At 39.4% G+C, this 26,379-nt stretch carries 30 protein-coding genes; 18 read left to right on the forward strand and 12 right to left on the reverse strand.

The window, feature by feature from the left end; translation table 11 throughout:
* The 13 genes from flhF to K1X76_05315 all read left to right on the forward strand — a co-directional run bounded on the left by flhF (position 1) and on the right by K1X76_05315 (position 14,510).
* Positions 1–1,305 (forward strand): flagellar biosynthesis protein FlhF, encoded by a 1,305-nt coding sequence (gene flhF, locus K1X76_05255; GenBank protein ID MBX7148472.1) that lies wholly within the window; start codon positions 1–3, stop codon positions 1,303–1,305.
* Positions 1,302–2,204, forward strand: a complete 903-nt coding sequence (locus K1X76_05260; GenBank protein ID MBX7148473.1) for a P-loop NTPase — start codon at positions 1,302–1,304, stop codon at positions 2,202–2,204. The genes flhF and K1X76_05260 overlap by 4 nt, the downstream gene beginning before the upstream one ends.
* 7 nt (positions 2,205–2,211) lie before the next feature.
* Positions 2,212–3,105 carry a FliA/WhiG family RNA polymerase sigma factor gene (locus K1X76_05265; GenBank protein MBX7148474.1) on the forward strand — a complete coding sequence of 298 codons (894 nt, stop codon included), beginning with the start codon at positions 2,212–2,214 and terminating at the stop codon, positions 3,103–3,105.
* Position 3,106: 1 nt separating this feature from the next.
* Positions 3,107–4,537, forward strand: coding sequence for a glycosyltransferase (locus K1X76_05270; protein MBX7148475.1), 1,431 nt, complete (start codon positions 3,107–3,109; stop codon positions 4,535–4,537).
* Entirely contained in the window at positions 4,530–5,978 is a 1,449-nt protein-coding gene (locus K1X76_05275; protein MBX7148476.1) for a tetratricopeptide repeat protein, read from the forward strand. Before K1X76_05270 ends, K1X76_05275 begins: the two co-directional genes overlap by 8 nt.
* A gap of 14 nt (positions 5,979–5,992) precedes the next feature.
* Complete coding sequence (locus K1X76_05280) at positions 5,993–6,835, forward strand: hypothetical protein (protein ID MBX7148477.1); 843 nt, start codon at positions 5,993–5,995, stop codon at positions 6,833–6,835.
* A 17-nt stretch (positions 6,836–6,852) separates the two neighbouring features.
* The gene (locus K1X76_05285; GenBank protein ID MBX7148478.1) at positions 6,853–8,787 is read left to right on the forward strand and encodes a DUF115 domain-containing protein; all 1,935 of its coding nucleotides are present in this window, start codon (positions 6,853–6,855) and stop codon (positions 8,785–8,787) included.
* Positions 8,784–10,139, forward strand: coding sequence for a glycosyltransferase family 4 protein (locus K1X76_05290; protein MBX7148479.1), 1,356 nt, complete (start codon positions 8,784–8,786; stop codon positions 10,137–10,139). The genes K1X76_05285 and K1X76_05290 overlap by 4 nt, the downstream gene beginning before the upstream one ends.
* Positions 10,136–10,312 carry a hypothetical protein gene (locus K1X76_05295; protein MBX7148480.1) on the forward strand — a complete coding sequence of 59 codons (177 nt, stop codon included), beginning with the start codon at positions 10,136–10,138 and terminating at the stop codon, positions 10,310–10,312. Before K1X76_05290 ends, K1X76_05295 begins: the two co-directional genes overlap by 4 nt.
* Before the next feature lie 32 nt (positions 10,313–10,344).
* Positions 10,345–11,223 carry an HDOD domain-containing protein gene (locus tag K1X76_05300; protein MBX7148481.1) on the forward strand — a complete coding sequence of 293 codons (879 nt, stop codon included), beginning with the start codon at positions 10,345–10,347 and terminating at the stop codon, positions 11,221–11,223.
* A 93-nt stretch (positions 11,224–11,316) separates the two neighbouring features.
* Positions 11,317–12,921, forward strand: coding sequence for a PAS domain S-box protein (locus tag K1X76_05305; GenBank protein ID MBX7148482.1), 1,605 nt, complete (start codon positions 11,317–11,319; stop codon positions 12,919–12,921).
* Positions 12,922–13,350, forward strand: a complete 429-nt coding sequence (locus K1X76_05310) for a response regulator (protein ID MBX7148483.1) — start codon at positions 12,922–12,924, stop codon at positions 13,348–13,350.
* A complete protein-coding gene (locus tag K1X76_05315; protein ID MBX7148484.1) occupies positions 13,347–14,510 on the forward strand; it encodes a hybrid sensor histidine kinase/response regulator in 1,164 nt (387 codons plus the stop codon). The genes K1X76_05310 and K1X76_05315 overlap by 4 nt, the downstream gene beginning before the upstream one ends.
* Here the strand turns inward: K1X76_05315 and K1X76_05320 are convergent.
* Positions 14,470–15,318 (reverse strand): HDOD domain-containing protein, encoded by an 849-nt coding sequence (locus tag K1X76_05320; protein ID MBX7148485.1) that lies wholly within the window; start codon positions 15,316–15,318, stop codon positions 14,470–14,472. The genes K1X76_05315 and K1X76_05320 overlap by 41 nt on opposite strands.
* Positions 15,315–15,728 carry a hypothetical protein gene (locus tag K1X76_05325; protein MBX7148486.1) on the reverse strand — a complete coding sequence of 138 codons (414 nt, stop codon included), beginning with the start codon at positions 15,726–15,728 and terminating at the stop codon, positions 15,315–15,317. Before K1X76_05325 ends, K1X76_05320 begins: the two co-directional genes overlap by 4 nt.
* 125 nt (positions 15,729–15,853) lie before the next feature.
* Between K1X76_05325 and K1X76_05330 the strand changes: the two genes are divergently transcribed.
* The 4 genes from K1X76_05330 (at position 15,854) to cobA (ending at position 20,074) form a co-directional block, all read left to right on the forward strand.
* Positions 15,854–17,116: a patatin-like phospholipase family protein gene (locus K1X76_05330; protein MBX7148487.1), complete on the forward strand. Its 1,263-nt coding sequence runs from the start codon at positions 15,854–15,856 to the stop codon at positions 17,114–17,116.
* A 116-nt stretch (positions 17,117–17,232) separates the two neighbouring features.
* On the forward strand, positions 17,233–17,535 hold the full coding sequence (locus K1X76_05335) for an integration host factor subunit beta (GenBank protein ID MBX7148488.1): 303 nt from the start codon (positions 17,233–17,235) through the stop codon (positions 17,533–17,535).
* Positions 17,536–17,552: 17 nt separating this feature from the next.
* On the forward strand, positions 17,553–18,632 hold the full coding sequence (gene dprA / locus K1X76_05340) for a DNA-processing protein DprA (protein ID MBX7148489.1): 1,080 nt from the start codon (positions 17,553–17,555) through the stop codon (positions 18,630–18,632).
* Positions 18,629–20,074, forward strand: a complete 1,446-nt coding sequence (gene cobA, locus K1X76_05345) for a uroporphyrinogen-III C-methyltransferase (protein ID MBX7148490.1) — start codon at positions 18,629–18,631, stop codon at positions 20,072–20,074. The genes dprA and cobA overlap by 4 nt, the downstream gene beginning before the upstream one ends.
* 67 nt (positions 20,075–20,141) lie before the next feature.
* On the opposite strand, the gene K1X76_05350 is transcribed toward cobA, so the two are convergent.
* Genes K1X76_05350 through queF form a run of 4 tightly spaced genes read right to left on the reverse strand, consistent with a single transcriptional unit; the run spans position 20,142 to position 21,994 of the window.
* On the reverse strand, positions 20,142–20,981 hold the full coding sequence (locus tag K1X76_05350; GenBank protein ID MBX7148491.1) for a 2-oxo acid dehydrogenase subunit E2: 840 nt from the start codon (positions 20,979–20,981) through the stop codon (positions 20,142–20,144).
* Positions 20,982–20,987: 6 nt separating this feature from the next.
* On the reverse strand, positions 20,988–21,158 hold the full coding sequence (locus tag K1X76_05355) for a hypothetical protein (GenBank protein MBX7148492.1): 171 nt from the start codon (positions 21,156–21,158) through the stop codon (positions 20,988–20,990).
* Positions 21,148–21,651: a hypothetical protein gene (locus K1X76_05360; GenBank protein ID MBX7148493.1), complete on the reverse strand. Its 504-nt coding sequence runs from the start codon at positions 21,649–21,651 to the stop codon at positions 21,148–21,150. Before K1X76_05360 ends, K1X76_05355 begins: the two co-directional genes overlap by 11 nt.
* Entirely contained in the window at positions 21,635–21,994 is a 360-nt protein-coding gene (gene queF, locus K1X76_05365; protein MBX7148494.1) for a preQ(1) synthase, read from the reverse strand. Before queF ends, K1X76_05360 begins: the two co-directional genes overlap by 17 nt.
* A gap of 13 nt (positions 21,995–22,007) precedes the next feature.
* Here queF and K1X76_05370 point away from each other — a divergent pair, with 13 nt between their 5' ends.
* Complete coding sequence (locus K1X76_05370) at positions 22,008–22,379, forward strand: DUF309 domain-containing protein (protein MBX7148495.1); 372 nt, start codon at positions 22,008–22,010, stop codon at positions 22,377–22,379.
* Here K1X76_05370 and K1X76_05375 read toward each other — a convergent pair.
* The 6 genes from K1X76_05375 to K1X76_05400 form a co-directional block, all read right to left on the reverse strand.
* The gene (locus K1X76_05375) at positions 22,357–22,953 is read right to left on the reverse strand and encodes a NifU family protein (GenBank protein ID MBX7148496.1); all 597 of its coding nucleotides are present in this window, start codon (positions 22,951–22,953) and stop codon (positions 22,357–22,359) included. The two genes, K1X76_05370 and K1X76_05375, sit on opposite strands and share 23 nt — an antisense overlap.
* Before the next feature lie 48 nt (positions 22,954–23,001).
* The gene (locus K1X76_05380; protein ID MBX7148497.1) at positions 23,002–23,496 is read right to left on the reverse strand and encodes a hypothetical protein; all 495 of its coding nucleotides are present in this window, start codon (positions 23,494–23,496) and stop codon (positions 23,002–23,004) included.
* A gap of 10 nt (positions 23,497–23,506) precedes the next feature.
* On the reverse strand, positions 23,507–23,977 hold the full coding sequence (locus K1X76_05385; GenBank protein MBX7148498.1) for a chemotaxis protein CheX: 471 nt from the start codon (positions 23,975–23,977) through the stop codon (positions 23,507–23,509).
* A complete protein-coding gene (locus tag K1X76_05390) occupies positions 23,974–24,336 on the reverse strand; it encodes a response regulator (protein MBX7148499.1) in 363 nt (120 codons plus the stop codon). The genes K1X76_05385 and K1X76_05390 overlap by 4 nt, the downstream gene beginning before the upstream one ends.
* 97 nt (positions 24,337–24,433) lie before the next feature.
* Positions 24,434–25,255 (reverse strand): protein-glutamate O-methyltransferase CheR, encoded by an 822-nt coding sequence (locus K1X76_05395; GenBank protein MBX7148500.1) that lies wholly within the window; start codon positions 25,253–25,255, stop codon positions 24,434–24,436.
* Positions 25,236–26,372: a chemotaxis response regulator protein-glutamate methylesterase gene (locus tag K1X76_05400; protein ID MBX7148501.1), complete on the reverse strand. Its 1,137-nt coding sequence runs from the start codon at positions 26,370–26,372 to the stop codon at positions 25,236–25,238. The genes K1X76_05395 and K1X76_05400 overlap by 20 nt, the downstream gene beginning before the upstream one ends.
* Positions 26,373–26,379 lie beyond the last annotated feature (7 nt).

A 26,379-nucleotide genomic window follows, 5' to 3' on the forward strand; every position in this document is an offset into this window, starting at 1 on the left:
ATGAAAACATATATAGTGTCTAATCTGACCGAAGCTGTGGAAAAGATCAAAAAGGATCTGGGTCCTAAGGCGGTTATTTTATCAACCAAAAAAGCTGATTTAAGATCAAGCTTTATGCATTTTGGGAAGCCACGGTTGGAAGTTACGGCGGCTCTTGATGTTGATGTCAATCACCCGGCTTATTTACAGCCCACTATCGCTTCGTCTGTTAATCAGGCCGTGCGTAATGCCAGCCAGATTAATGATGATAAATTGACTGCCTTAAAAAATGAACTTGATGAAATCAAGGCTTCAATCCGCATGATTTATCAAAATTCACAACTTACATCGCCGGCTCCCATGGAGCAGGTAAAATCTGAGCCTAAAGCCGTTTTAGCTACCACTGCCATTAAAACTGAAGATAAATTGTCTCAGGTGAATGTGACGCAAGGTAATAATGACGGTGTGGAAAGTGAAATTGTAAAACTTTGTTCTCAACTTTTAAAGCATCGCGTTAATCCACAATTTGTTCAAGCCTTGGCCGATCATTTAATTGATAAAAAAATTGATATTACAAATGAAACACTGCGTGATGAGGCGCTCGATTATCTATTTGAACAAATTCCAGACACTCTTAATTATTTAAATTTAGAAGGCGATCAAAAAATATTGTGTTTTGTGGGGCCTACTGGCGCTGGTAAAACCACATCACTTGCTAAAATTGCGGCATTACTCATGAGCCATTCTAAAAAAGTAGGAATTATTTCTATGGATTATTTCCGAATTGGTGGCCATGAACAGCTTGAAAAGTACGCCAAAATTATGCGTATGGACGCTCTTAAGGTGACAAGTACCGATGAATTAAAAGGTGCTATCACCCATTTGCAAGATTGTGATTACATATTGCTTGATACAAGTGGTGTATCTTCCCGCGATCAGGAATCGATTAAAACTTTAAATGGTATGTTGAATGATTCTGGAAAGTCTATTACTAGAACTTTAGTGTTGCCGGTTAGCTTGCAAGAGCCAGATCTGTCTAATGTGACGGCTTCTTATTCAACACTAAATCCTTCTAACATTATTATTACTAAACTGGATGAGTCTATTTCTTTTGGCAGTATGCTTAATGCCACGTTGTCTACAAAATTGCCTTTGGCCTACTTTGCCTTGGGGCAGGAAGTTCCAGAGGATATTGAAGAAGCAAGTAAGGAAAGAATACTAGACTGTATTTTAAATATTAGTGGTCAAATGGACATTGATCAAACCTATGAAGATTCGAAGGTTGATAAAGTGTCAATACAAACAGAAGGTGCAACAATTAGATGATAAGTCATAATCACACAATCGATCAGGCCAAGGGGCTAAGAAAGATTTTTGACCGAAATGAATTGGCTAAAAAGCCTGTTATTACTGCTATTGCTGGGAGTAAAGGTGGTGTGGGTAAAAGCACTTTGGCTCTTAATGTGGCTTGGACTTTAAAGCAAGAGGGGAAAAAAATACTTTTGATGGATGCCAATTTTGGCATGGGCCATTTAGAAATGATGATGGGACTGGATCATCCTATAACCCTTGCTTCGGTAATGACAAAAGGCATGCAGGTTATGGATGCCATGAATAAAATAGATAAAAATTTGTTTCTCATTCCGTCGGGGTTTGGTGAGCCCCAATTTGCCTATCTTCATCCTGTAGCCCTAGAAGGTTTTTTAATAGAAGCTGAAAAATGTGCGCGTGGGTTTGATCATTTTATTATTGATACGCGCTCAAATCTTAACGAGGCAACGTTACAAGCGCTTTCTATGTCTGAAAAAGTTTTGGTGATTACAACACCAGAACCGGTGGCAATGGCTGAAGCTTATGAATCAATAAAGTTAGCGCGTAAAAATGATTCTAAAAAGGCAATATATGTTGTGGTAAACAGGGTTAAAAACGATGCGGAAGCACGTGACGTGTTTTTAAAACTTCAAAAAATTACACAATCTTTTTTAGGTTATGGTTTAAATTATGCCGGATTTTTACCTCAGGATAAAAAAATAATGGAATGTATTATTGCTCAAAAAACAATTTTACAACTTTATCCCGATTCTGCTTTGTCAACAAATCTTAAAAACATAGCAGCATCATTAGATGATAATTTAAAAGTTAATTTAAAAAAGGGATGGAGCGAATTTTGGGCGGGATTATATAAATCCTCGTCTTTTTTTAAACCCATAAGAGAGAGTGTTTAAAAAGGCCATGAATACCGAACATGACAATTTAAAGGAAAAAGAGGAATCAGAGGCTGAAGTAAAAAAGAGCACCGACGCTTTAGAAGCCTATGGCAGAACCGCAGCCATGAATCCTTATGGTCCACAAGCGTATCAGCCAAAAAAGAACCAACCGCTTAACGCTTTTCAGCAGCAAAAGGTAACTGAATACTTAAACCTTGTAAAATGGGTGGTAAATCGAATTATGGATCGTCTTCCCAAACACATTCAGTCTGAGGATCTATCTCATAGCGGAATTTTGGGATTGATTGATGCCGTACAACGTTTTCAATGGGGTCGTGAAAACGAGAAGAGTGAGTTTAAAGCGTATGCCGAGTGTAGGATTCGTGGGCAAATTATGGATGAATTGCGCCAACAGGATATTCTGCCTCGTTCGACACGTGAAAAGGTTAATTCCTTCAAAAGAGCCATGGATGATTTGCGTAAAAAAATTAATGCCGAACCTAATGATCGTCAAATTTGCGATTTTTTATCGATTGATTTGGATACTTGTCATCGGCTTAAGGCCGAAGCGGTTGGCGGAATGCAAATATCTATTAATCAATTTGAATCTAATGTGGATGCGCTGGAAGGCATTTTAAGACGAGCCTTAGAGATGGTTAATCTACATACTCCTGAAGGTCTTGTGCATGTGAAGGAAGTAAAAGCACTTTTAACAACTGAAATTGAAAATTTATCAGTGCGTGAGAAGCAGGTGATCAGCTTGTATTACTTGGAAGAAATGACTTTAAAGGAAATTGGCGCCATTCTTACAATTACAGAGTCACGCGTGTCACAAATTCATTCGCAGGCTTTGGCTCGATTGATGGTAAGACTTAAAAAATCTTTCAATCTCGATGGATCAATTCCGGAGGGAATCTAACATGACACAGAATAAGAAAAAAATATCGCTGTGTATGATTGTTAAAAATGAGGAAGAGGTTTTGTCTCGCGCGCTGGAAAGTGTAAAGGGTTTGGTTGATGAAATGATTATTGTAGATACAGGTTCTACCGATAATACTAAAGATATAGCTTTAAGTTATGGCGCTCGTGTTTATGATTACGTTTGGGATAATAATTTTTCTAATGCCCGTAATTATTCTCTTTCTAAGGCTGAAGGGGAGTGGATTTTAGTATTGGATGCCGATGAAGCCTTGTCGGTTTCAAGTCATTCTTTAATTCGGGAGCTTTTAGATACTACACCTAATCGTTATTTCAAGCTTATTCAAACTAATTATATTACTGATACCTCTCACATACATTTCCAATTTAATAGCTTGGCCGAGGAAGAAGCGGCTGGTTATATAGGCTATATAGAAGTACCTATTGTTCGTCTTTTTAAAAATTCAGCTGATATTCGTTACGAAGGGATTATTCACGAACAGATTCCTGTTTATAAAAACATGGCGGGTTTAGCAGATACGTCTATTCGAATTCATCATTACGGATTTTATAAAAAAACAGGGATTTCTCAAAAGAATGATCTATATCTGACTTTGGCTCTAGAGAAATGTGAACAAGAACCCTCAAACTGGCATCATCATTACGAATTGGGAAATCAGTGGTGGGGTTTGGGTAATAAGGAAAAAGCCCTTCAGGCATACGAACAGGCTTACTCGCTTAATAAAAACAGCGTGGATGTCATGCTATCGCTGGCTTCCTTGTATTATCAAAACCTCGATTATAAAAAATCCATTTCGTTATTTTTAGATATTGTGAAGCTGGAACCAACTAACTCCCATATTTTTACCACATTTCCTACCATCCTTTTTACTGCTGGTTTTACCCAAGAGGCGCTCAATATTTGTGGGCAGGGGCAGGAAATTTTAAAAGGAAATCCCATTTATCATTTTAACCGAGCGGTTCTATTGCAAAATGTAGGAAATTTTGAGGATGCTCTTCATCATTACCAAAGCGCTCTTTATAAAAAGTACCGTGTTGAAGAAGTTTATTTACAATCGGGTATGTGTCACCTCAAGCTAGGTCATTATCAAGAGGCTCTTCAGTCTTTAGCACGTGTTACCTCCGATGTTTTTAAGAAAGAAAAATTAAAAGTGTCGGCTATTTGCCATTTAACCTTTGGGAAGGTAGATTTAGGTATAAATGCGCTAAATCAGGCCTTCTTATTAGACGCACAAGACCCTGAGCTTTGCTATTTTTTGGGTTTAGCTTATTTTGAGTCGGGCAATGCCAAGGGCGCACATCATTATTTATTACAATGCGCTGATGATAAGCGTCTTTCAGAAGGTGCTCGCCAGCATTGCCGACAGTTTTTATCGGTTATTCAATCTCGGCTAGGAGGTATGTATGAATGATATTACTCTCGCCATGATTGTGAAAAATGAAGCCCGTTGGCTAAATGATTGTTTACTAAGTGTTCAAGGGCTGGTGAACGATATTGTAATTGTGGATACGGGTTCTACTGATAATACCATAAATATTGCCCGTAACCATGGTGCGCGCGTATATGAGCATAATTGGGAAAATGATTTTTCCAAAGCTCGTAATTTATCATTATCGTATGTGCAAACCCCATGGGTACTTGTACTTGATGCAGATGAGCGGTTGTCTAAAAGCGATCACGAAGTAATCCGTCAGCTTATTCAGTCTCAAAAAGCCGATGCATACTATCTTGTACAAACCACCTATTCGGATAAACCTGATTCTATAGGGTGGATTCCTAATAATTTGGAGGCTAGTGAAGCTCAAGGCTATACTGGTTATACAGAATCATCGTTAGTAAGACTTTTTAAAAATGATCCTCTTTTAAAGTTTGATGGTGTTATTCATGAACATTTACGTGCACAAGTTGAGGGAAAGAAAGTTTTAGTTAGCGATATTCGTATTCATCATTATGGTCAAATGGTTTCAAGTCAGGTGACAGAGGCAAAAAAGAAGCTATATCTCGATTTGGGAATTCAAAAATGTCGCGATTATCCCTACAATGCTCATTCGTGGTATGAATTAGGTGCCCAGTATTGGATTTTTGGCAAAAAAGAAGAATCAAAAACATGTTTGGCTAAAGCCTTAAGTATTAACCCTCGTCATTTAAAAGCTCATTTGGCCATGGCGTTACATTATCAAGAAAATAAACAGTGGAAAGAAAGCATCAATACCTATCTTAAAGTAATGGAAATAGCCCCACAAGACATTAGTCCGTATTTATTTTTACCTAACATTTTGGCCGATCAGGCGCAATTTGAATTGGCTTTTCACATTATTGATTTAGGAGATAACATTGTAAAAAATCACTCCCTTTACGAAAGTAATAAAGGTACGGTTTATTTAAAAGTTGGTAATTATAAAAGGGCACGGGACTGTTTTATTTTAGCTTGTCGTTTGGCGCCTCACAATATAACGGCTGCCTTTAATTTGGGGGTTGCTTATCAAAAGCTAGGTGATCATTCCCAAGCAATTACCTGTTTTAATGCAGCTATAAAGGAAGATTCGTTAAAACAAAACGCCTATCGTTTGTTAGCACACTCCTTGTTTGAAAATGCGCAATTTAAACAGTGTGAAGAGTGTTTGATGGCGGGGCTACATTTATTTCCCAATGATTCTGTTCTACGTTATCAACTCATTCATTTATATTTTAATACCGGACGTCCTATAGAATGCCAGGAACAATTTAAAAATTTTAATAACGTAAATGATCTTACCGAAAAAGAAAGACACACATTATCGGCCATGATGGACGATATGAAAGGTTTAACCCGGGATGATAAGGACAAGCCCTGTCATCATTTAGGGGCCTAAAGGAGGAAAGAACTATGAATTACAATAAAATTGCGGCTCAATACGGCCTTAAATTAAAAGAAATGCACGGTGATATTAACCAGGGCATTGTGGATATTGTTAAAACCGGGAAAATTGTGGGGGTCTGGAAAAACGAGAATCTCGAGTTTTTTTATGAAAACTCTATTATTACCGATGATAATATTAAAGAAGTATTGGGTTACACCACTTTTATTAAAACCATCCATGATGTGTTTGATTATTTTGTTAAAGGTAAAATTGCTGCTCTTATTTTGGATGATCACTATATTTTAGAATTACCCAGTGTTGTATCACTTATTTTTGGTGAAATGGAAAGTTTGACCGATACACAAAAAAATCCTCAATCTCTTAATACAAGTGCTTGCGATTTTTCGGAAATTGCCAAAGGCAATCCATTTGTTACCAATTTATGGGGCAAGTTACTTGCTTTTAGAGGAGAAATTTCCAAAGCTGGTGAATGCTTTAGAGAAGCAGTAGAAATGGAACGCAATTTTTCGGAACCCTATAGCAATTTAGGGGCTTTGTTATGGAAAGCTGGCAAGCAACGTGAAGCTTTTCTTCTTTTTTGCGAAGCCTTGATTAAAAATCCTTATTCTCAAACCGCTCAAATGAACTTTTTTGATGCTGGTTATGAATTGTGCGAATATAAAGCCATTCTTACCATTATTGACCATGTAGCTTGTGATGAAACTCCCATTGAGTTTGATCATCACCGCGCTATTTGCCATTTTAAGCTTGGCGAACGGGACAAAGCCTTGGGTATTGTAAATACAATTCTAGAAAAAAATCCCGTGGATACTGAAGCTTTAGAGCTTAAAACCACTTTTTGTGTTTAATAAGAGGGGAAGAGTGTATGAGTTATTTGGAAAGTAATCTTTTATTACTTGAAAAGAAAGACGCCCAATTGGCGCAAAAATTGCGGAATTCTGTTTATGATGACTCGCTTGTCACAAAGCTTGATTCGGGCCTTTTTGATATTGTTTATCCTTCTAAAAACTTAAAATACAAAGGTAATCCCCATGCCGAGGTGGAAAAATCTCTTCAGGCCCTGCGTAATGCTTCTTATCCCAAATTTATTATTTTTTACGGACTTGGTTTAGGCTACGGTGTTCTCGATTATTTTAAAAATCCTTCGCTTCTTACTAGTCATATTCTTCTCATCGAAAAATCATTATCCTATCTTCGTATTTCATTTGAACTCTTTGATTGGGCTCCTGTATTAAGTGATGAGCGTGTTCATTTAGTAGCCGGTATAGAAGATGAAAGAGATCTAGAACTTGCATTTATGGAATACATGTCAAAAGATTTAACACGTATTCAACTTTTTAGAGCTAATTCTCTTTATATTGAACCATCCTTTTCCAAGGAAGAGGGCGAATATTATAAGGAATGTGCCGAAAGTTTACGTCTAGCGATTAATGTTAGAAGTACTAAAGTTATAGGAAACGAAGAAGATGGGTATTTTGGTTTTATGCAGCTTTTTAAAAATTTGCCAAATGCTGCGAAAAGTAATTTTATGGATGAACTCACCGGTAAGTTTGAAGGTGTTCCGGCGGTATTGGTGGGAGCAGGGCCATCACTTAAGCATTCTTATGAATGGCTGAGACAAATTCAGGACAAAGCTATTATTGCCACGTGCGATGCCGCCTTAAGAGGTTTGGTTAATAACGGTATTACACCACATTTTGTAAGTACTTTGGAGCGTACCTATAATACGCGGTATTTTTATGAAGACCTTCCACCTTTACCTCATACATGGCTGGTGGTTGACCCAATTGTAAGCTCGGAGCTTTATGATATTTATCCAGGTCCTATTCTTAATATGGTCCGTGGTATTTGCCAAAATCCTTGGTATTTTGCAAAAGGCTATTCACTTCATAGTACAGGTCATTCCGTTACCAATCAGTTATATGTTTTTTTGGCTAACTTAGGTGTCTCAAAAATATATCTTGCAGGACAAGATTTTGCCTACGACCGTTATTCTGATTCCACACATGGTGTAAATATGCCCGAAAAAATTAATTCGTATTGTGTCGAACAGCGCGAAAACAGCTTACAAGATAATAGTGCTAACTCTATTGTAGAGGGTAATGATGGAAAAGATATTAGAACAGAAAAACATTATACATTATTTCGTAAAGAACTGGAATACGAAATTGTAAAACATGGTAAAGAAACTTACAATGTTATCAGCGAGGATTTTGGTTCCAAAATCAGCAATACCAAGCGTATTAATCCTAATGATGCAGCAATATATTTTGGAGATGATCAAGGCATTGCAAATTCCATACATTCTAAGCTGCGGGTTAAAACACCGGTCGAAATAGCAAAGCATATTAAATTATTTTACGATCGTGCTGAACAAGCCATTCAACATTTAAAAGTGTACAACAACGTCAGCTTAGATATTTTAGACACTTTGTCGTATGCTAATATGGTATATATTTCACGTACCTTCGATGACTTAAAATGGTTTAACGATTTGTTTAAAAAGATAGAAAAAGTGTCTAACGATTTGTTTTCGGACAAAGATAGTTTTTATACTTTATTTTTTGACGGAGTTTTTACTACTAAACGTAATTTACTAAGCTCTTATTCGCAAGAAATAACAGCCTCTCAAAAGTTATCCCCTGATGCTCTTATAAATGCCCGTATTACGATGGCGCAGGATTGGTTTTATAATATTCACAAATGGTCGGGACGTATGCTTCATTTTATGGAACGCAATCTCCAACAATTGGAAAAAGCCCGTAAAAAAGTACTGCAAGATGCCCGGGCAAATGTATGAGCCTTTCTATTGTTTTTTATCATCGGGGAACGCCCTGTTTTGGTGATTCTCCGTTGCAAACTCCCTTAGGTGGTACTGAGTCGGCCATGATTGCTATGGCCGAAGCCTTGGCCGCTATGGGGCACGATGTTCGTATTTTTTGTAATGTGACGCGTATAGGTGAGTATAAAGGTGTTCAATATTGTGATGCCGCCACATTTGAATCTTACGGTTTATCTCATACGCCCGATGTTTTTATTTGTATCCGTCATCTCTTGCCATTAATGATTCGTCGTTGGGGTAAATTGCAAATTTATTTTTCTCCCGATGCTACCGATCAAATGTTTTTAAACTGTGTCATTGACGTTAAGCTTACTTTAAAAGAAGGGCAAGCCACAGTTGGGGCTTATTCATTGGCCGATGCACACCCCTATGTAGACGCCATTTTTTGTGTGGGTGAATGGCAAAAACAAACCTTTGTGCAAAAATACAATATTCCACCCCAAAAAATTTATGTGGTGCATAATGGTGTTGATCCTTCTTTTTTTTCTATCCCCAAGGGCGATTCACTTCAAAAACGTGGTCATCATTTGGTTTATTGTTCTACGCCATATAGAGGACTTGATTTTTTGGCCGATTATTTCCCTGCTATTAAAGAAAAAGTACCTGATGTTACCTGTACCGTTTTGAGCGGAATGCAAATTTATGGTTTTTCAAATGAGGCCGATAGCAGTGAGTTTAAAAATCTCTATGATAAATGCACTCGTGCCGGCATGAACATGGTAGGGCCAGTGTCTAAGCCCAGGCTTGCCGAGTATTTGCTGAAATCCCGTGTACTTGTTTATCCCAATACTTACACCGAAACATTTTGTATGGCTGTTTTAGAGGCCCAGGCTATGGGGCTACCGGTAGTCACTACGCAATTAGCCGGTCTTAAGGAGAGAGTAAGTTCCAATAATGACGGTTTCCTGATTGAAGGACATCCCTCAAGTGAAACATATCGTTCCAGTTTTATCCAAAAAACAGTAGATCTTCTAACCCAAGACGATTTGTGGGAGCGAATGAGTTGTGAAGCCCTTCTAAAGGCCCAAAGTTTTCATTATGACAAGTTGGCTGTAGAATGGGATCGCCTTTTTAAAGAGCTTATGCCACAAACTATTATTTCCAATCCTGCCTTTCCCTTATCCGCCAAGCGTTACGAAATTTTAGTGGGGGGGTATCCCAAAACGGTAGACCTTAAGGTTGGCTTTATGGCCCAGTCTGTGGCTCATAAAATGAAGTTTTATGGCTTTCCATATTCAGCTAGCCAATTTTTAAAAATGAGTGTAAACTCTTTGAACAGCTTGATTTATCATAAGGAAATTCAATTATGAGTGACTCTTTTAAATGGTGGTCTGACCCTAAAAAAACGGAAGATGTTGAAGCCTATGTAGAGCTTTTATTTACCCATGCGGGGCAGAATTTGTGGACTAAGCTACTAAAGCCATATGTGGCTGAGAGTATCACCAAGAAAATTTCCGAAAAAAGCGATGAGAAAAAGCAGTAAGTAACGCACTTAAGCTATTCTTAAAAGGGGGAATGGTGGACGAAAAGGTACGCGAAAAAGTAGGAGCATTTTTATCAGACGTAAAACAGATTCCTACATTGCCAGATGTATATTTAAGGGTTAAAAAGGCATTTGAAGATCCGTCATTATCGGTAGATTATTTGGCGGATGCCATCCGATACGATCAATCACTTACCATATCTATTCTCCGTTTGGCAAATTCACCTCTTTTTGGGTTTAGACATAAAATTAGTTCTATAAGCCAGGCTATTATGCTTATTGGTTTACGCGAAGTATATAGCTTGGTTTTATCTATTTCGGTGATGGGTTTATTTCCGGTTAAGGAAGACGATAAAACATCGGTCTTTCCAGCTAAGGAGTTTTGGAAGCATTCTTTGGGTGTTGCTATTGCCTCTAAAACCCTGGGAACTATGATGGGGCATCCTTATCCCGAAGAACTTTTTGTGGCCGGGCTCATTCACGATATTGGTATCATGATTGAAAAAATGATTTTAGGTAAAAAATTTGATGAGATTTGTATCAAGGCAAAAAAGGAAAATAAATTTTTTCTTGAGGCGGAGGTAGAGTCGCTGGGTTTTACTCATTCGGAAGTGGGGCATATTTTAACAGAAACCTGGAAATTTCCTTCCTCTCTTATTGAGGCAACGGCCCATCATCATCATCCTGTTCGTGCAAAAGATTCTACTAATTTAGATACAATTGCCGTAGTTCATGTAGCCGAATCTCTTATAAGAGGTTTACGTATTGGTTGGGCAGGTGATCCCTTTGTGACTCCCGTTGATTTAGAGGCTTTAAAACGCCTTCATTTAGTTCCCTTTAACGAAATGGATACCATCGTTTCAAAAATAATTACCGAATACGATGCAGCGGTTAGCACTCTCATCAGCTAGATGGCTTTTCATAAACACAAATTTTTTTTTGTTTTTATTACCCTCGAATCTATTCTGTTAGCCTTTTCTTTTATCTATTTAAATCATGATATAATGCCTTTTTCTTTTATGGGCGGTAATTTGCCTTATGTAGAAATTAACCTTGGTCTGGCGGCCTTTACATGTCTTTTAGGTGTTATCTATTATTTTACCCGCGATGTATTGTTTTATTTCATTTTATCTTCATTACTAATGAGTTTTGCCCTTTACGACACCTTTTCGTTGAATGTTTTTTATCCGGTGATACCGGCTATCATATTAGTTCCCCTTATTTTTGGTGTTTATCATAAGGCTCGCGGTTTAACGGTTGGAGCCTTTCTTGTTTTTTTAGTTGCGCAGTCTCTCTGTCGGATATTGTTTGTTTTCTATCCCCAAGCTTCTTCCAGGGCATTGGAGTTAGCTCATCTGTATTTACTCATCTCTTTTTTGATACCATTTATCGCTATCATTATCGATACCATTAGTCGTTCTCGCGAAGAACAAAAAGCACTGTTGCTGCTTACAGAAACCCAGGGTTTATTGGGAGAACGAAAAATTGAATTAGAACATACTAATCGTGAGTTGTTAGAAGCCAACGAAAAAACTTCTCTTATTATTGAAACGGCTCACGATGCCTTTATTGCAATTGATCCCAATGGCTTGGTAAGGGAATGGAACCGTCAAGCTGAAAAAATATTTGGTTGGAAAAAAGAGGAAGCTTTGGGGCACAAGCTTTCGTCCATTGTGATTCCTCCCGAGTTTAGAAAACAGCTTGAAAGTGATATTAAGGCACTTTTTAGTGATGGAAAAGATCCTATTTTAAAACGCCAAATTGAGGTGACGGCTATTCACCGCAGTGGTTATTTGTTTCCGGCCGAAATGTCGATATCTGTATTACGCTATGGCAACACTTATTCGTTTAATGCCTTTGTGCGTGATATTACCGAACGTAAAAAAGCTGCCGAAGAAATTAAAGAACGTGCTGAAAAGCTTGCCCGCTCAAATGCCGAATTGGAGCAATTTGCCTATGTGGCTTCGCACGATTTACAGGAACCATTGAGAATGGTTGCCAGTTATACGCAGCTTATTAAAAAGCGCTATGCCGAAAAGTTGGATAAAGAGGCTATTGAGTTTATCGATTTTGCAATAGATGGTGTAACGCGAATGCAACAATTAATTAAGGATTTGCTGGAGTACTCAAGAGTTGGGCGCAAAGACATACAGTTACAAAATGTATCGCTTAAAGATACAGTAGATATTGCAGTACAAAATTTAAAACTGGCTATTCAGGATGCCAAGGCCACTATAAAAATAGATGAGGAATTACCTGTTGTAGAGGGAGATTCTGTTCAACTTGTTCAGCTTTTTCAAAATTTAATTGCTAATGCTGTTAAGTTTGCCAAAAAGGGAGAGCCGTGTGTTGTGGAAATTGGATCAGAAAAAGGGCCTAATACGGTGGCTGTTTATGTAAAGGATAATGGTATTGGTATTGATTCACAATATTATGAGAAAATTTTTACTATTTTTCAGCGTCTACATACGCGAGCCGAATATTCGGGTACAGGAATTGGACTAGCCGTTTGTAAGAAAATTATGGAACGACACCATGGGAAAATTACGGTAGAATCTGAACCCCAAAAAGGTTCTACATTTTATCTCTTTTTCCCTATGAAAGGTTAAATGGAATTTCATATTCTACTTATAGAAGATAATCCTGGCGATGTAAGGCTTACTCGTGAAGCGTTTAAGGCTAGTGAACGTACTGTTATTCTTGATGTTTGTTCAGATGGAGAACAGGCTCTTTGTGCTTTTAAGGAAATTGAGGAAAAAACACGTGATAGGCCCCATTTAGTAATTTTAGACTTAAATCTGCCCAAGCATAATGGTTGGGAAATATTAGAGTTTGTGAAAAAAAATGAGGCTTTAAAATCTATTCCTATTATAGTTTTTACCTCATCCGATGCAGAGGTTGATATTAGAAGGTGTTATGAGGCCTATGCGAACTGTTTTATTAAAAAACCACTCGATTTTGTGCAATATGCCGATACAATAAAAAGTATAGAAAACTTCTGGTTTGATATTGTAGAATCTCCAAGGGCCAAAGAATGAAAAAAAGTACTCAAAATCTGCTCCTTATTGAAGATAATCCGGGTGACGCCCGTTTGTTTGAGGAATTGGTGCGTGATATGGGAGACGGCCGATTGGTAACCTGTGCCGATCGTTTATCGGCTGGGATGCAACTTTTGGAAGAAAAGCCTTTTGAATGCGTGTTTTTAGATTTGTCGTTGCCTGATGGCAATGGACTCGATTTAATTCAAAAAATAAGAGCTAATTTTTCAATCCCCATTATTGTGCTTACCGGCCTTGATGATCAAAATATGGCTGTTAACACGCTCCGTTTGGGGGCTCAGGATTATTTGGTAAAAGGGCAATTTGACGTCTCAGGACTCAAACGATCGCTACGTTACGCTCAAGAAAGAAAAAATATTGAAGAAGAAAAAAGACGCGTGGATATCATGAAGGACAGCTTTATTAGCACGGTCTCTCACGAACTCCGTACTCCGCTTGCGATTGTAAAAAGCGCCATTTCCAATTTAAAGGATGGTATTTTGGGTGAGCTCAACGAAAAGCAGGTTAAAGTAGTAGCAACTACTAGTAAAAATATTGAGCGCTTAAACCGCCTTATTACCAATCTATTAGATTTGTCGCGTCTTGAATCGGGTCGTATTCATGTTAATTTTTCTAGTTTTGATATTGTGCCCGTTATCTACGAAACGCTGTTAAGTTTAAAGAGTGAGGCACATGAAAAGGGTATCGAGTTTCATTTTGAACCTCAAAGTGCAAGTATTGTATTTGAGGCCGATCAGGATATGATGATTCAAATACTCATGAATTTATCTGATAATGCGATCCGTTTTGCACGTAAAAACGTGAAGGTTACAGTAGGTAAAGCCAAGAATTCCGATTTAGGTGAATTATTTAAAAGAGCAGGGGCTAATCTTGTAGGGAATGATTTTTTATATTTAAGTATAGAAGATGACGGAAAAGGTATGGATGTTGGTTCTATTCCTCGTTTGTTTAATAAATTTGAGCAAGTTAACCGTCCTGCGGGAGGTAAGGGCTATCACGGCACAGGCCTAGGGCTTGCTATTTGTAAAGAAATTGTTGAGTTGCACAATGGTTTAGTGTGGGCCGAAAGCGTGGCTGGCCAATTTATGCGGTTTAACGTTATCCTGCCTTGTTCGCAAAATACTGCTTCATCTGATTGATGGGATCCCGAGTTTCTTCGGCAATCATATCAATAGCATTTGTATCTAATTTAAATTTTTCAAATAATTCTTGCGGTACACCACGGTAAATATCAAAGCCGTCATGCCCGTAACCGTATAAATGCGCCAAAGAATCAGCTACACTGACTAGCTGAACTAAAGCTTCGTAACGCGATTCTGTGGCATGAGTAGGTTTGTGGTGCCACCGGATCACTTCTTCGCACGATTCTGGTAAATTCCATATTTGAGATAAGAGAGAACCTACTTCAGTGTGGTCGGTTCCGGCTAACTGCAATTCCCAATCGGTGAGAAGAAGTGGATAAGAGATTTTGTTGCTTGCTTTTAAATGCAGATGAGGCCCTAAAATAATTTTACCAATATCGTGAAGGAGGCCGGCCGTAAAAATTTGATCTTTGGTTGGAAAGCCAATTTTTTTGCCTAATACTTCGGCAATAATAGCTACCGCAACAGAATGTTCCCAAAAAATATGAGAAGGAATATTATAACCTAATAAATAAGGGGGAATAACTGCCGAAAAAGCGCCACTTAAAGCCAGTTCATAAACACGGTTAATGCCCATTAGAGAAATAGCCTGTTTTACCGAGGTAATTTCTCGCGTAAAGCCAAAATAAGCCGAATTGCATAATCTAAGCAAGTTGGTGGTAAGTGAAGGGTCGGGCATGATAATTTTTTCAAAATCTTTTATTTCAGAACTTGCATTGCGTATGGCTTTTGAAATGCGCGCTACCGATTCGGGCAATGTGGGGAGTGTTTTAACATCGGAAACAATTTGGGCCAGTGTGATCATGGGAGTGTTGTGGTGATATGGTTTTTATTAAATTCAATTGCGTTTTTATGAAGGGTGATGCGGCGTGAAAAAAAACCGCCACAATCTTCATAGCGAATAGACAGTTTTAAAGGGCTTAGCATTTCTTTTATCCAGTTGCTTTCTCCTGTGCCACCAAAAACATAAAATTGAAATTCTTCTGGAGAAAGACCTTCTTTGGTAAGCTCGGCTAAGAAAGGTCCTGTTAAGAAGATGAGAGAGGGTTTAAAACAGCTTAAAATACCGCTTGTACCTTTTGACGATAGGGCAACTAAGACAACGCCAATACCTGTATGGGCCACTATGGGTAAACTTTTTTCGGTAATAACTTTATACGTTCCCGTATCGAGTCCTATTTCGGTAGTTTTAGAGGCTGCGGTTTTAGTTGCCATCTGTCTAATTTAGCAGAAATTCAAAATCTGTAAAACCCGAATATCGTCTTAATTTTTAATTGTTACAGAAGCTTAGGGTGTATTTTTAGCTTTTTAAATGTCTGATGCTTGGTTACAATAGTGAAATGCCTAAACCGTCATCATCGCTGGGTCTTGTGCTTTCGGGCGGAGGAGCTCGGGGCGCCTATGAGGCCGGGGTTTTGTATTACATCCGCACGCAGCTCGATAAACAGCTGCCTAAACCTGTCAATTTTGATGTTCTTTGTGGTTCATCTGTAGGCGCTATCAATTCAATATATATGGCCGCAACAGCTGAAAACCCGGCTTTTCAAGGTAAGATGCTGCACCAGTTATGGAAGGATTTAAAGCAGGAAAATGTGTACTGCCGCAATTTAAAGGCTATGGGTACACTGGTGGGCAAAACGGTAAAAAACATCACACACAATTTGTTGGGGGTAACTCAAAATAAGTTAGAGCATAAACTGGGGAGTTTAAGTCATTTTAAAGGTATTTTAGACACATCACCCCTAAAGCCCTATATCAATAAATTGGTTGATTTTAGGAGTATTGGTAAAAACATTAAAAATGGCCATCTATCGGCTATTAGTTTAACGGCCACCAATGTTTCTACCGGGCGTATGGAGCTTTTTATCCAAAAAAGAAGTAACTTGCGTTATACGGGTGAATACCCACACCAACTTACCGAGCTTGCTGCAGAGCATGCCTTGGCTTCAGCGGCTATTCCCATCATTTTTCCACCGGTGCAGGTAAGGGGCACTTATTATACCGATGGAGGATTGAAGCTTAATACTCCTATGTCGCCGGCTATTCAGCTGGGGGCCAATAAAATTTTAATAGTGGGTTTGCATCACCGGTATCAGGCAGGTGAAACCATTCCTACCCTAGTTCCACCTAATCAATATCCGTCTTTGGGGCAATTGGTAGGGCAGGTGATGAATGCTTTGTTTGTTGATCGTATTCAGTACGATATTGAACAGCTTACCCGTATTAACCGTATTGTAGAATGGAGTGAAAAAGTTTATGGCAAAAACTATATCGACAAAATCAACAGTATGTTGTTGCGGGAGGGTATTAAGGGTGATGTGGCAAACCGAGGCCTTAAGAAATTAAAAGTGTTTGAACTTTCACCGTCCCACGATATCAGTGAAATTTTCTCCGAATGGTTTCAGCACCGTTCTGAACAGGATAAAAGCTTCACCTTTTTTGAAAAAATTCTTCTTCGGGCTTTGGATATTGATCCCATAGCAGGCGTAGATATCCTTAGTTATTTAGCGTTTGTACCGGGATATATTAAACTACTACTTGAACTTGGTTATCAGGATGCCAAAGTTCACAAGGAGGAATTGATTGAATTTTTGGCCGATTAACGCGCTATTTGGGGGTTGACGAGACCGTTAAAAAAGTGTTTAATTTATGAATAATTCTAAGGGCTTAAACTAATTAAGTTCAAGTTTTTTCAAACAATGGGAAGAGGGAGGCTAGGATGAATAAGTCGCAACTAGTTGATATTATTTCGGAAAAAACAAAGCAACCGCGTAAGAAGGCCGAAGACGTGGTGAACCTCATTTTTGATCAAATGACTGATACTTTAGCGGGTGGTGGACGTATAGAAATCCGTGGTTTTGGTAGTTTTGTTCCCCGCGAATATGGGGCCTATACAGGCCGTAATCCTCGTACCGGTGAATCTATAGAAGTGCGCCCTAAGCGTTTGCCTTTCTTTAAAGTGGGCAAAGAACTGCGTGATCGTGTGGATATTGAAGAAGATGGTTCCACTCCTGAAGCTTAATGTGATAAAAGCTTTCCGTGAATGATTTAGATCTTATGTATTGGCTGGCCCTCACCCAGGTAAAGGGTGTAGGGCCAGCGCGTTTTTTTAGGCTTATCGAGCTTTATGGTTCGCCAAAAGCCGTGTTTGAAAAGCGCGATGAGCTTCTCGATAAAACTCTTCCTGCCGAACTTTTAACGTCCATTAAAAACTTTGCTTTTGATCCTATAAAACGCCTTATTGAACAAACTCGGACTTTGGGTATTCACATTGTTACGTTTAACGATGAACAATATCCAAAGGCTCTGCAGCATATCGCGCAAGCTCCCCCAGTGTTGTATTTTAAAGGGGACCTCACATTTTTAAACGAGGGCGATTGGTTGGGTGTGGTGGGCTCGCGTGAAATTACCGATTATGGGGTTAAGGTATGTCGCGAACTGGTGCGCGATTTAGTGCTGCAAGGTGTGCGCATTGCATCTGGTTTTGCTGCCGGTGTTGATATAGAAGCGCATCTTACCTGTTTGTACCAAAAAGGAAAAACGGTGGGGGTACTGGGACATGGGCTTGATGTTATGTTTCCTTCCGATCACAAAAAATACGTGGGGCCTCTTTTAGATAATGGAGGCGCGTTGCTTAGCGAATTTCCCATTGGTAGTGAAATTCATCCCGGCTTTTTTCCGCGACGGAATCGGATTATTAGCGGATTATCGCGCGGAGTATTGGTGGTAGAAGCCAATGCCAAAAGTGGTTCTCTTATTACGGCCGATTATGCTTTAGAAGAAGGGCGTGATGTGTTTGCCGTTCCCGGTCCCATTTTTTCGGCGCGTTCTGCCGGATGTAATCAGCTTATTCAAAAAGGGGCCAAACTTGTAACAAAAGCTCAAGATATTTTAGATGAATGGAAGTACGAAGTACGTACCCTGGCGCCGCGGCATCATTTTGAAAACCCGGAAGAAGAAGTTATTTTTAAGCTGTTGGGCGAGCATATTTTAGATATGGACGATATTATTGTAAAAACTACCATGCCGGCGCACACGGTATCGCGTTTACTCACAAAAATGGAAATGGAAGGACGGATAAGGGCCATGCCCGGCCGGCGCTTTCATGCGGTATCATGAAAAAAACCGGAACAGTGTATTTGGTAGGCGCTGGGCCTGGTGATACAAGTTTGCTTACTCTAAGAGGTTGTGAGCTTTTAAAAAAGGCAGATGTGGTGTTGTATGATTATTTGGCTAATCCCGCACTTCTTAATTTTACCTCGGAAAAATGTAAAAAAATATATGTGGGTAAAAAAGGAAGCGACAAGAATCCCGGCTTGCAAGAAAGTATTCAGGATGAGCTATTAGCCTGTGCTAAAAAATATAAAACGGTTGTACGTTTAAAAGGTGGTGACTCGTTTATTTTTGGCCGTGGTGGGGAAGAAGCAGAGTTTTTAAAGCAAAATAAAATTCCTTTTGAAATTATTCCGGGAGTTTCGTCTATCAGTTCTGTTCCGGCCTATGCGGGTATTCCGCTTACGCATCGTGATTTTGCCTCTAACTTTTGTGTGCTGACCGGGCATTGTGCCGATAATAATCAAAAGCAAATCCCGTGGCCCCATGTAGCCTCGTTTGATACGGTTGTTATTTTGATGGCCACGGCGCATCTGAATGAGAATCTTTCTCATCTTATGAATGCTGGCAAATCTCCCGCAACACCGGCCGCGCTCATTTCATGGGGTTCATACCCGCATCAAAAAACGGTAGTGTCTACACTTCAACATTTAGCTCGTGATGCCGCACAGATAAAACCTCCTGCCGTGGTGGTGGTAGGCGAGGTTGTAAGTTTACGAGACAAGCTTAAATGGTTTGAAGAAAAGCCTCTTTTTGGTAAAAAAGTTTTGATTACCCGTGCTGGGCATCAAAACTCTCAGCTTGCATATAAATTATCCGCATTAGGTGCTCAAGTTTTAGACGTGCCTCTTATTAAAGTGGTTCCTCAAAAAAGTAAGATTAAAAATATTGATCGCTATGATTGGCTGGTTTTAACCAGTGCCAATGCGGTAGAACACTTTTTTAAGCATGTTCACGATGCACGTGACTTGGCTCACGTCAAGATTGCCGTGATTGGTAGTGCTACTGCAGAAACACTCAAAACTTATGGCTTAAAAGCTGACCTCATGCCTAAAAAATTTGTAGCTGAAGGGTTGATTGATGCTTTTAAAAAGAAAAGGATTAATCGCAAGAAAATTCTTATTCCACGCGCTCAAGATGGACGTGAAGAGTTGGTAGAAGGCTTAAAGGCACTTAAAAATAAAGTCGATACTGTTACCTTATACAAGACTCTCCCGGAAACAAAAAATAAAGAGGCTCTTCTCGAGGCTTTGAATAAAAATCCCGATTGGACACTATTTTTAAGCTCTTCCAGTGTACATGCTTTTTATAAAATGGTTTCTTGTTATAATGGACCTATCGCTTGTTTAGGCCCCGTTACCGCCAAAACGGCGCGGTCTTATGGTCTTAAAGTGGATGTGGTGGCGAAAGATAGTGTGACGGATTCGTTGATAAAAGCGCTTTTCTAGAATTTCCCGAGCCCCGCTAGCGGGATAAGATTCTGATCAAATAAATTAATACAAAACATGTATTAATTTATTTGTCAGACTCTAAATACTCCTCCGGTTTTTCAAAAATTTCATTAATAAAATGAATCATGCGTGATCCCGTAAAACCATCAATAAAGCGGTGATCGAACGTTACATTAATCTGCAGAATAGGGCGGATTTCGATTTTATCATCTACCACCCAGGGTTTTTTAGCCACAGCGCCTACACAAGCAAGCAGAGGTACGCGTGAGATAGGAACAATGGGTGGAAAACCCGGTGGTACATTCCACATGCCCACACTGGTGACCATGGCCGAACCAAACGGGTCTTCTTTTAAGCCGATGGCGGGGATGGGCATCCCTATATCATACAAAATAAAAGTAAGCAGTTTGAGCAAGGGTTTTAGAAAAATGGGGGGCACTAAATCCATGAGCTTAATTGTGTCTTTAAATTCAGGATCGTTTTTACTACGGATAAGCTCGCTTTTTGTTTTTAATTCTTCACTGATTTGTTTGAATGATTTTTTATCGCATTCGCGAATTAACGCCCCGGATAAATCGGGTTTTTCGGTAGAATCTTGGCCTGGAACAGCCACTTGTAAAAACATATCTACCGTATCGCGCAGATAAATTTGGCCAAAGCGGATAATGCCATTGATATCGGGATAGCGCGCTAGCGTTAACGCCATGGCTTTAGCCACAAAATGTGTAGGGGAAATTTTAATATTTTGGGTTTCGTTTACTTTTTTAATGAACTCTAAACCTTTGGTAAAATCATATTCTAATACGCCGTACACCGTGGGGTCGTTTGCAGCATCCCAATTGGCAATAGAAAGACGGCGCCAGCTGGAAGGATTTTTTAGTTTTTTAAATTTTTTTGAAAACATTATTTTTTAAAAAACCCAAGGCTTTAATTTAAGGCCACGGGCAGAAAGTAATGGGAAAGCCATTTTTTGAAGTTGAACTAAAATTTTTAGTTTCTCTTCAATGGATAGGCGGGCCAAGTTTTTTCTTCTTTTTCTTTTAGCCTTAAATACCTGAGCTATTTTTATTTTATTTTTCAATTTCTTTATTCCATCTAGTTTTTAAATTAAACTTATCGAGTATTTTTTTTAAAAGTTTATTGTCAAATTTAACTGTTTCCAAAAGTGTTTTTATGCGCTCTCTATCTTTCGGGCGGTTTGTATCTATCATAATAGCCAAAAGATATTCTATTTTCAAAACCTTTGTTTTAACCAACTTGTACTTTTTGGTATCTGCGTTTTTTAAGGCTTCTTCAACAAGCGGGTTGTATGCGGGTATAAATTGAACAGGTATTCCTTCGATGTAAACATGTTCATTTTTAGGGGGATAGCCTTTTTGTTTGAGTTCCGCATAGAGGCTGCTCATATCAAGAAGGGCTTTATTTTTTTGGTCTGGTAAAAAAATAAAAATATCTAAATCGAAGGTAAGGGTAGGCTCGGCATAAAAAAGCAAAGCCATGGCTCCTCCAAGAGCGTATTGATCAATGATACCCTTTTGCTGTAGTTGATTGATGACTTTAAGTGTTTTTTCCATATCTTACCGTCACCACGGTATGAATACCGCCACGTACATAAAAATCGCCTACCACTTCCATAAAACGGGGTTTGCAGGCTCCTACTAAATCATCCAAAATTTTATTAGTGACGGCCTCGTGAAAAGCGCCTTCATTTCGGTAACTCCATAAATACAGCTTTAGCGATTTAAGCTCGATGCATTTTTTATTGGGGATATAGCTGATCTTAATCGTCGCAAAATCGGGCTGGCCGGTTTTAGGGCACACGCAGGTAAATTCTGGGCAGGTAAAGTCGATTTGATACGGTCTTTTGCTATTGGGATTATCAAAAGTTTCTAGTGTTTTCTGAGGTTTAGTTGTCATATGATGAACAAATATGATGGATTTATCGCCCGATGACAAGCGCCATTTTTTAGAGGGGATTTCTCTTTTTAACCGGGGAAAATACTACGAAGCCCACGAAGAAATTGAACATATTTGGCTTAAAAATAAAACAGACTCTAAACTCTTTTTACAAGCGCTCATTATTTTTGCCGGTGCTTTTTGTCATATTCAAAAGAAACGGCATGCTCCGGCGGCTAAAGCTTTTCAAAAAGTTGTCCTAAAACTTAAGAGATACCCTACGCCTTATTTTGGAATTGATCTTACTCTGATTCGTAAAAATGCCCAAGAATGGATGACTTATTTAAAAAAGGTGAGAGAAATGCCGTCTTTTCCTCAAATAATTAATGCTGAAAATAAGGATTAGCTCCCGAAGCATGATCGGTAGCATCAATAATCTGGCCCAAAGACGGAATCTCGGTGCGGAGCGTACGTTCAACACCTTGCTTTAAAGTAGCGGTAGAAGATGCACAACCCTGGCAACCACCACCCATTTTAATATAAATGTCGTTGGCTTTTACATCCACCAGCTCAATAAAGCCGCCATGCGAGGCAACAGCGGGGTTCACACGTTCTTCAATCACTTTAATAACCTGAACTTTTAAGGTTTCTACATCGGGCAGGCTTTTAAATTTTTCGGGAGAAATAATATCTTTTCCACTTTTAACGGTTTCGCGGATGGCTTTACCAATTTGTGGCCCAACCGTGCGCCAGTTATCGTAACCTTGCTTTTGCACCATGAGAGAAGTAGGGGAGATGAATACCGAAACCACTTGTTCCACATTCAAAATAGCTTCAGCCAGGGCTGAGCCTTTGGCTTCTTCTTTACTGGAGAAGGTAAAAGAACCTCCGTTAGGATAAAGGGGTTTTTCCAGATTGAATAAACATTTTTCGGGGTCCATCTGGGGTTCGGCCATTATTTTAATGTCTTGATCACTCATGGCTCTCCACCTATCAACAGACTGGAGAATTGACAAGTGTTTTGGAAGCTATTTGTAGGAACCAGCAAAGAAGGAAATAAGGCCTTTATTGTAGCCAGGAACCGATACTTCTAAATCGAGACGGGTAACCGGTTTTGATACAATTGCATTAACCGCATCGGGAAGAGCAGGAGGTACCGATAATACTTCTTTAAGTGCTAAATGCGGATGAGGCGATTTATTAATGATACTCGAAAAAATATTAAGAACTTCTTTTAAGTTTTCCATTAAATTATCGGCCAGTTTACCTGCTTTAATGCCTTCGTTAACAAGAGAAGCCGGAATGCGTGTTAAAATGGCCCCAATGCTGCCACCAACTGATAAGTCACAAATGCAAACAGCGCCCAATTCGCCAGCATTATTGGTATAAGTAGCTACCGTTAAAGGGCCACCAGCAGGAGGTGTCCAGGCGGCCGAAGTTTTGGTTGGGGCGTCTTTACCAATTAAATCGGCTAACATGGCGGATACTTCTTTATCGGTTGGTAAATGATAATTTCCTGGCATAAATTTCTCCCTATTTACGAGCAATAATTAATAATTTAATGGGAATAGTTCCAATTTTAAAATCGGCAACGGCGGCTTCCTGATTTTCGCCGCATTCAATTTTACCGCTCATAAAAATGGGTAATCCCAGCTGAATGGATTGAGCACTGCTGCTCATGATGCGTTTAACACCACCAGCCACAATATTGATAACTTCACCCACGGCATCGGCCACTTCAGAATCGCTTAACGCATCATCCGGACCCATGCCTAAAAGAGCTTTTGCCATCTGGGTGCATCCATCTTTAGTGGCCATTACAGCCAGCATTACCGAGGTGGTATCAACAGCTAACGATAAGCATGAACCGGATACACCATCAGGAACTGTGTTATGGAGTTTAGGATCGTTATAAGCTTCAAGCCCCATGGTACTGGTAGCCAGTTCGTTAGTACCTTCCATTAACGCTTTAAGCCAATCGGCGGTTACAATTTGTGTACTCATTTTACAATCCCTTCTAAGGTCATTTTAAAAGTTTCGGCCGTAAAAGGTTTTGTAATCACAAATAATGCCCCATTTTCTTTGGCCAAATTTTTAATTTCGTCGGTAGATTCTGAGGTAACAAAACCAAATTTAATGGCTTTGCCGGCTTTTTTAAGCTCTTGCAACAGTTCAATGCCTTTCATCTCAGGCATGTTCCAGTCCGATAAGATGAGGTCGGGAGGGGAGGCGTTAATTTTGGCTAATGCATCTTTGCCATTTTCGGCTTCTATAAAATTATGATTTTCAAAGCCGGCTTGTTTTAAGTTGCGCAACACTATCATGCGCATGGCTTTACTATCATCTACAACAAGTATGTTCATACTGCCCCCTTTATTTTACTAACAGGACCGTTATTTAACAGATAGCCCACCAGGGCTAGCCTGCGGTCCTGTAGTACTAACAAGTCAAGTGTGTCAGTTAAACGGACGACTTGATAGTATAACAACTAACCCTGTCTAAATTTAAACGATCAAAGTTATCATCTAACATAAGCGTGGTTTCTCCACCACCCAAAAAGAAATAGCCATCCGGTTTCATGAGCTCACGTACTTTTTTTAGTATGGCCTTTTTAACATCCACATCAAAATAAATGAGAACATTTCTTACTAAGACAATATCCATTTTGGGCATAAGTGGCCAGTTGCCCACCAGGTTGATTTTTTTAAAATCCACCATCTTTTTTATATCGTCCTTTAATTTCCAGTCGGGGCCACTTTTTTCAAAATACTTTGCCAAATATATGGCAGGCAAGCCGCGGTTAACTTCAAGTTGTGTGTAGACGCCGGCTTTGCAACGTTCAAGCATGCTGTCCGAAATGTCGCTCGCAATAAATGTGATGCGCCAGTCTTTTAATTGAGGAAATGTTTCACGTAGGAGAAGAGCCAGTGAGTAGGGTTCTTGTCCGCTGGATGATGCTCCACACCAGATGTTAAGTGCTTTTTCATTGGCTCTTTTTTGAATGAGCTCTGGAATAATAATTTTTTTGAGTGACTCAAACGGGTAGATGTCTCTAAAAAAGAGGGTTTCGTTTGTAGTCATGGCATCTACCACTTTATGGTGTATCGTTCCAAATGGGCGGTTTTGCATGAGATTAACCAGCTGCTCAATGGTTTGCATCCCTTCGGCACGTACTACTGGCATGAGACGGTTTTCAACAAAATACTCCTTGCCGGGTTCCACCATAATGGCGGCCGTTTCACCCACAAATTTTTTAATATACTCAAAGCTGTCGCTGTTCATAGGTAAAACCGATGCGTTGTTCGCCAACGGTCTCAATAATTGCTTTTGCAATATCTTTTAATGGTAATACCCGGCTTGATAGTCCGGCATTGGTTACAGCTCCAGGCATTCCCCATACTACGCTACTGGCTTCATCTTGCGTAAATACCTGGCCGCCATTTTTAACAATCACTTCACTTCCTTTAAGCCCGTCGTAGCCCATTCCTGTCATGACTAAGCCCAAAGTTCCTTTACCGTAGATTTGTGATACCGAACGAAATAAAACATCCACAGCAGGGCGGCATGAATTTTCTGGAGCTTCATCATTGAGGGCAAGTCGTACAAGTGCACCATCCTTTTCTAAAACCATATGAAATCCACCTGGTGCAATCCAAACATCACCAGCTTTTAAAACAGGTTTGTCATTTCCAGCTTCGCGAACATTAAGAGGAGATGTAGTGTTTAAGCGATCTGCTAAAAATTTTGTAAACGAGGCAGGCATATGTTGTACAATCACAATGGGAACGGGAAAGCCGGCTGGAATTTTGGGAATAAGTTCCATTAAAGCATTTGGTCCACCCGTTGAAATACCAATAGTTACAATTTCAACACGATTAGTTACTTTAAATAAAGCATTAGGCTTTGAGGCTGAAGAAGCTAAAGTTGTGACGCTCGGTGTAGTAGGGGCCTTGGAAGCCATATTAAAAAGTTTTGTGCGTGCACCCAAAGCGTGAATTTTAGCTAACACTTGATCTCTAATCCATTCTTTGGCGGCATTTAAACCACCGGCTTCGTTGGTGGGTTTAGTAACATAATCGGTAGCGCCACGACCCAGGGCATCTAAAGTATCGGCAGCACCGCGCTGTGTGAGCGAGCTAAACATGAGAACAGGTGTTCTTTTATCTGTTTCACGAATTTTAGATAAAGCTTCAAGGCCTGTCATTTCGGGCATTTCAATGTCCATGGTTACTAAATCGGGCTTTAAATTTTCAAACATCTGAACACCAATTTTGCCGTTTGCAGCAAGTCCCACAATTTCAATTTTGGGATCGGCGCCTAAAATTTCGGATAAGAGTTTTCGGACGATGGCCGAATCATCAACTATGAGCACGCGTATTTTATCGGTTGTGGCTTGCATGTATTTT

This window comes from bacterium, from assembly GCA_019695305.1.
Lineage (GTDB): Bacteria > UBA10199 > UBA10199 > UBA10199 > JAIBAG01 > JAIBAG01.

What these genes read in the sequence shown, in the direction of transcription:
- flhF (MBX7148472.1), top strand. Translation starts at nt 1, where the DNA reads ATGAAAACATATATAGTGTCTAATCTGACCGAAGCTGTGGAAAAGATC.
- K1X76_05260 (MBX7148473.1), top strand. Translation starts at nt 1,302, where the DNA reads ATGATAAGTCATAATCACACAATCGATCAGGCCAAGGGGCTAAGAAAG.
- K1X76_05265 (MBX7148474.1), top strand. Translation starts at nt 2,212, where the DNA reads ATGAATACCGAACATGACAATTTAAAGGAAAAAGAGGAATCAGAGGCT.
- K1X76_05270 (MBX7148475.1), top strand. Translation starts at nt 3,107, where the DNA reads ATGACACAGAATAAGAAAAAAATATCGCTGTGTATGATTGTTAAAAAT.
- K1X76_05275 (MBX7148476.1), top strand. Translation starts at nt 4,530, where the DNA reads ATGAATGATATTACTCTCGCCATGATTGTGAAAAATGAAGCCCGTTGG.
- K1X76_05280 (MBX7148477.1), top strand. Translation starts at nt 5,993, where the DNA reads ATGAATTACAATAAAATTGCGGCTCAATACGGCCTTAAATTAAAAGAA.
- K1X76_05285 (MBX7148478.1), top strand. Translation starts at nt 6,853, where the DNA reads ATGAGTTATTTGGAAAGTAATCTTTTATTACTTGAAAAGAAAGACGCC.
- K1X76_05290 (MBX7148479.1), top strand. Translation starts at nt 8,784, where the DNA reads ATGAGCCTTTCTATTGTTTTTTATCATCGGGGAACGCCCTGTTTTGGT.
- K1X76_05295 (MBX7148480.1), top strand. Translation starts at nt 10,136, where the DNA reads ATGAGTGACTCTTTTAAATGGTGGTCTGACCCTAAAAAAACGGAAGAT.
- K1X76_05300 (MBX7148481.1), top strand. Translation starts at nt 10,345, where the DNA reads ATGGTGGACGAAAAGGTACGCGAAAAAGTAGGAGCATTTTTATCAGAC.
- K1X76_05305 (MBX7148482.1), top strand. Translation starts at nt 11,317, where the DNA reads ATGCCTTTTTCTTTTATGGGCGGTAATTTGCCTTATGTAGAAATTAAC.
- K1X76_05310 (MBX7148483.1), top strand. Translation starts at nt 12,922, where the DNA reads ATGGAATTTCATATTCTACTTATAGAAGATAATCCTGGCGATGTAAGG.
- K1X76_05315 (MBX7148484.1), top strand. Translation starts at nt 13,347, where the DNA reads ATGAAAAAAAGTACTCAAAATCTGCTCCTTATTGAAGATAATCCGGGT.
- K1X76_05320 (MBX7148485.1), bottom strand. Translation starts at nt 15,318, where the DNA reads ATGATCACACTGGCCCAAATTGTTTCCGATGTTAAAACACTCCCCACA.
- K1X76_05325 (MBX7148486.1), bottom strand. Translation starts at nt 15,728, where the DNA reads ATGGCAACTAAAACCGCAGCCTCTAAAACTACCGAAATAGGACTCGAT.
- K1X76_05330 (MBX7148487.1), top strand. Translation starts at nt 15,854, where the DNA reads ATGCCTAAACCGTCATCATCGCTGGGTCTTGTGCTTTCGGGCGGAGGA.
- K1X76_05335 (MBX7148488.1), top strand. Translation starts at nt 17,233, where the DNA reads ATGAATAAGTCGCAACTAGTTGATATTATTTCGGAAAAAACAAAGCAA.
- cobA (MBX7148490.1), top strand. Translation starts at nt 18,629, where the DNA reads ATGAAAAAAACCGGAACAGTGTATTTGGTAGGCGCTGGGCCTGGTGAT.
- K1X76_05350 (MBX7148491.1), bottom strand. Translation starts at nt 20,981, where the DNA reads ATGTTTTCAAAAAAATTTAAAAAACTAAAAAATCCTTCCAGCTGGCGC.
- K1X76_05360 (MBX7148493.1), bottom strand. Translation starts at nt 21,651, where the DNA reads ATGGAAAAAACACTTAAAGTCATCAATCAACTACAGCAAAAGGGTATC.
- queF (MBX7148494.1), bottom strand. Translation starts at nt 21,994, where the DNA reads ATGACAACTAAACCTCAGAAAACACTAGAAACTTTTGATAATCCCAAT.
- K1X76_05370 (MBX7148495.1), top strand. Translation starts at nt 22,008, where the DNA reads ATGATGGATTTATCGCCCGATGACAAGCGCCATTTTTTAGAGGGGATT.
- K1X76_05375 (MBX7148496.1), bottom strand. Translation starts at nt 22,953, where the DNA reads ATGAGTGATCAAGACATTAAAATAATGGCCGAACCCCAGATGGACCCC.
- K1X76_05380 (MBX7148497.1), bottom strand. Translation starts at nt 23,496, where the DNA reads ATGCCAGGAAATTATCATTTACCAACCGATAAAGAAGTATCCGCCATG.
- K1X76_05385 (MBX7148498.1), bottom strand. Translation starts at nt 23,977, where the DNA reads ATGAGTACACAAATTGTAACCGCCGATTGGCTTAAAGCGTTAATGGAA.
- K1X76_05390 (MBX7148499.1), bottom strand. Translation starts at nt 24,336, where the DNA reads ATGAACATACTTGTTGTAGATGATAGTAAAGCCATGCGCATGATAGTG.
- K1X76_05395 (MBX7148500.1), bottom strand. Translation starts at nt 25,255, where the DNA reads ATGAACAGCGACAGCTTTGAGTATATTAAAAAATTTGTGGGTGAAACG.
- K1X76_05400 (MBX7148501.1), bottom strand. Translation starts at nt 26,372, where the DNA reads ATGCAAGCCACAACCGATAAAATACGCGTGCTCATAGTTGATGATTCG.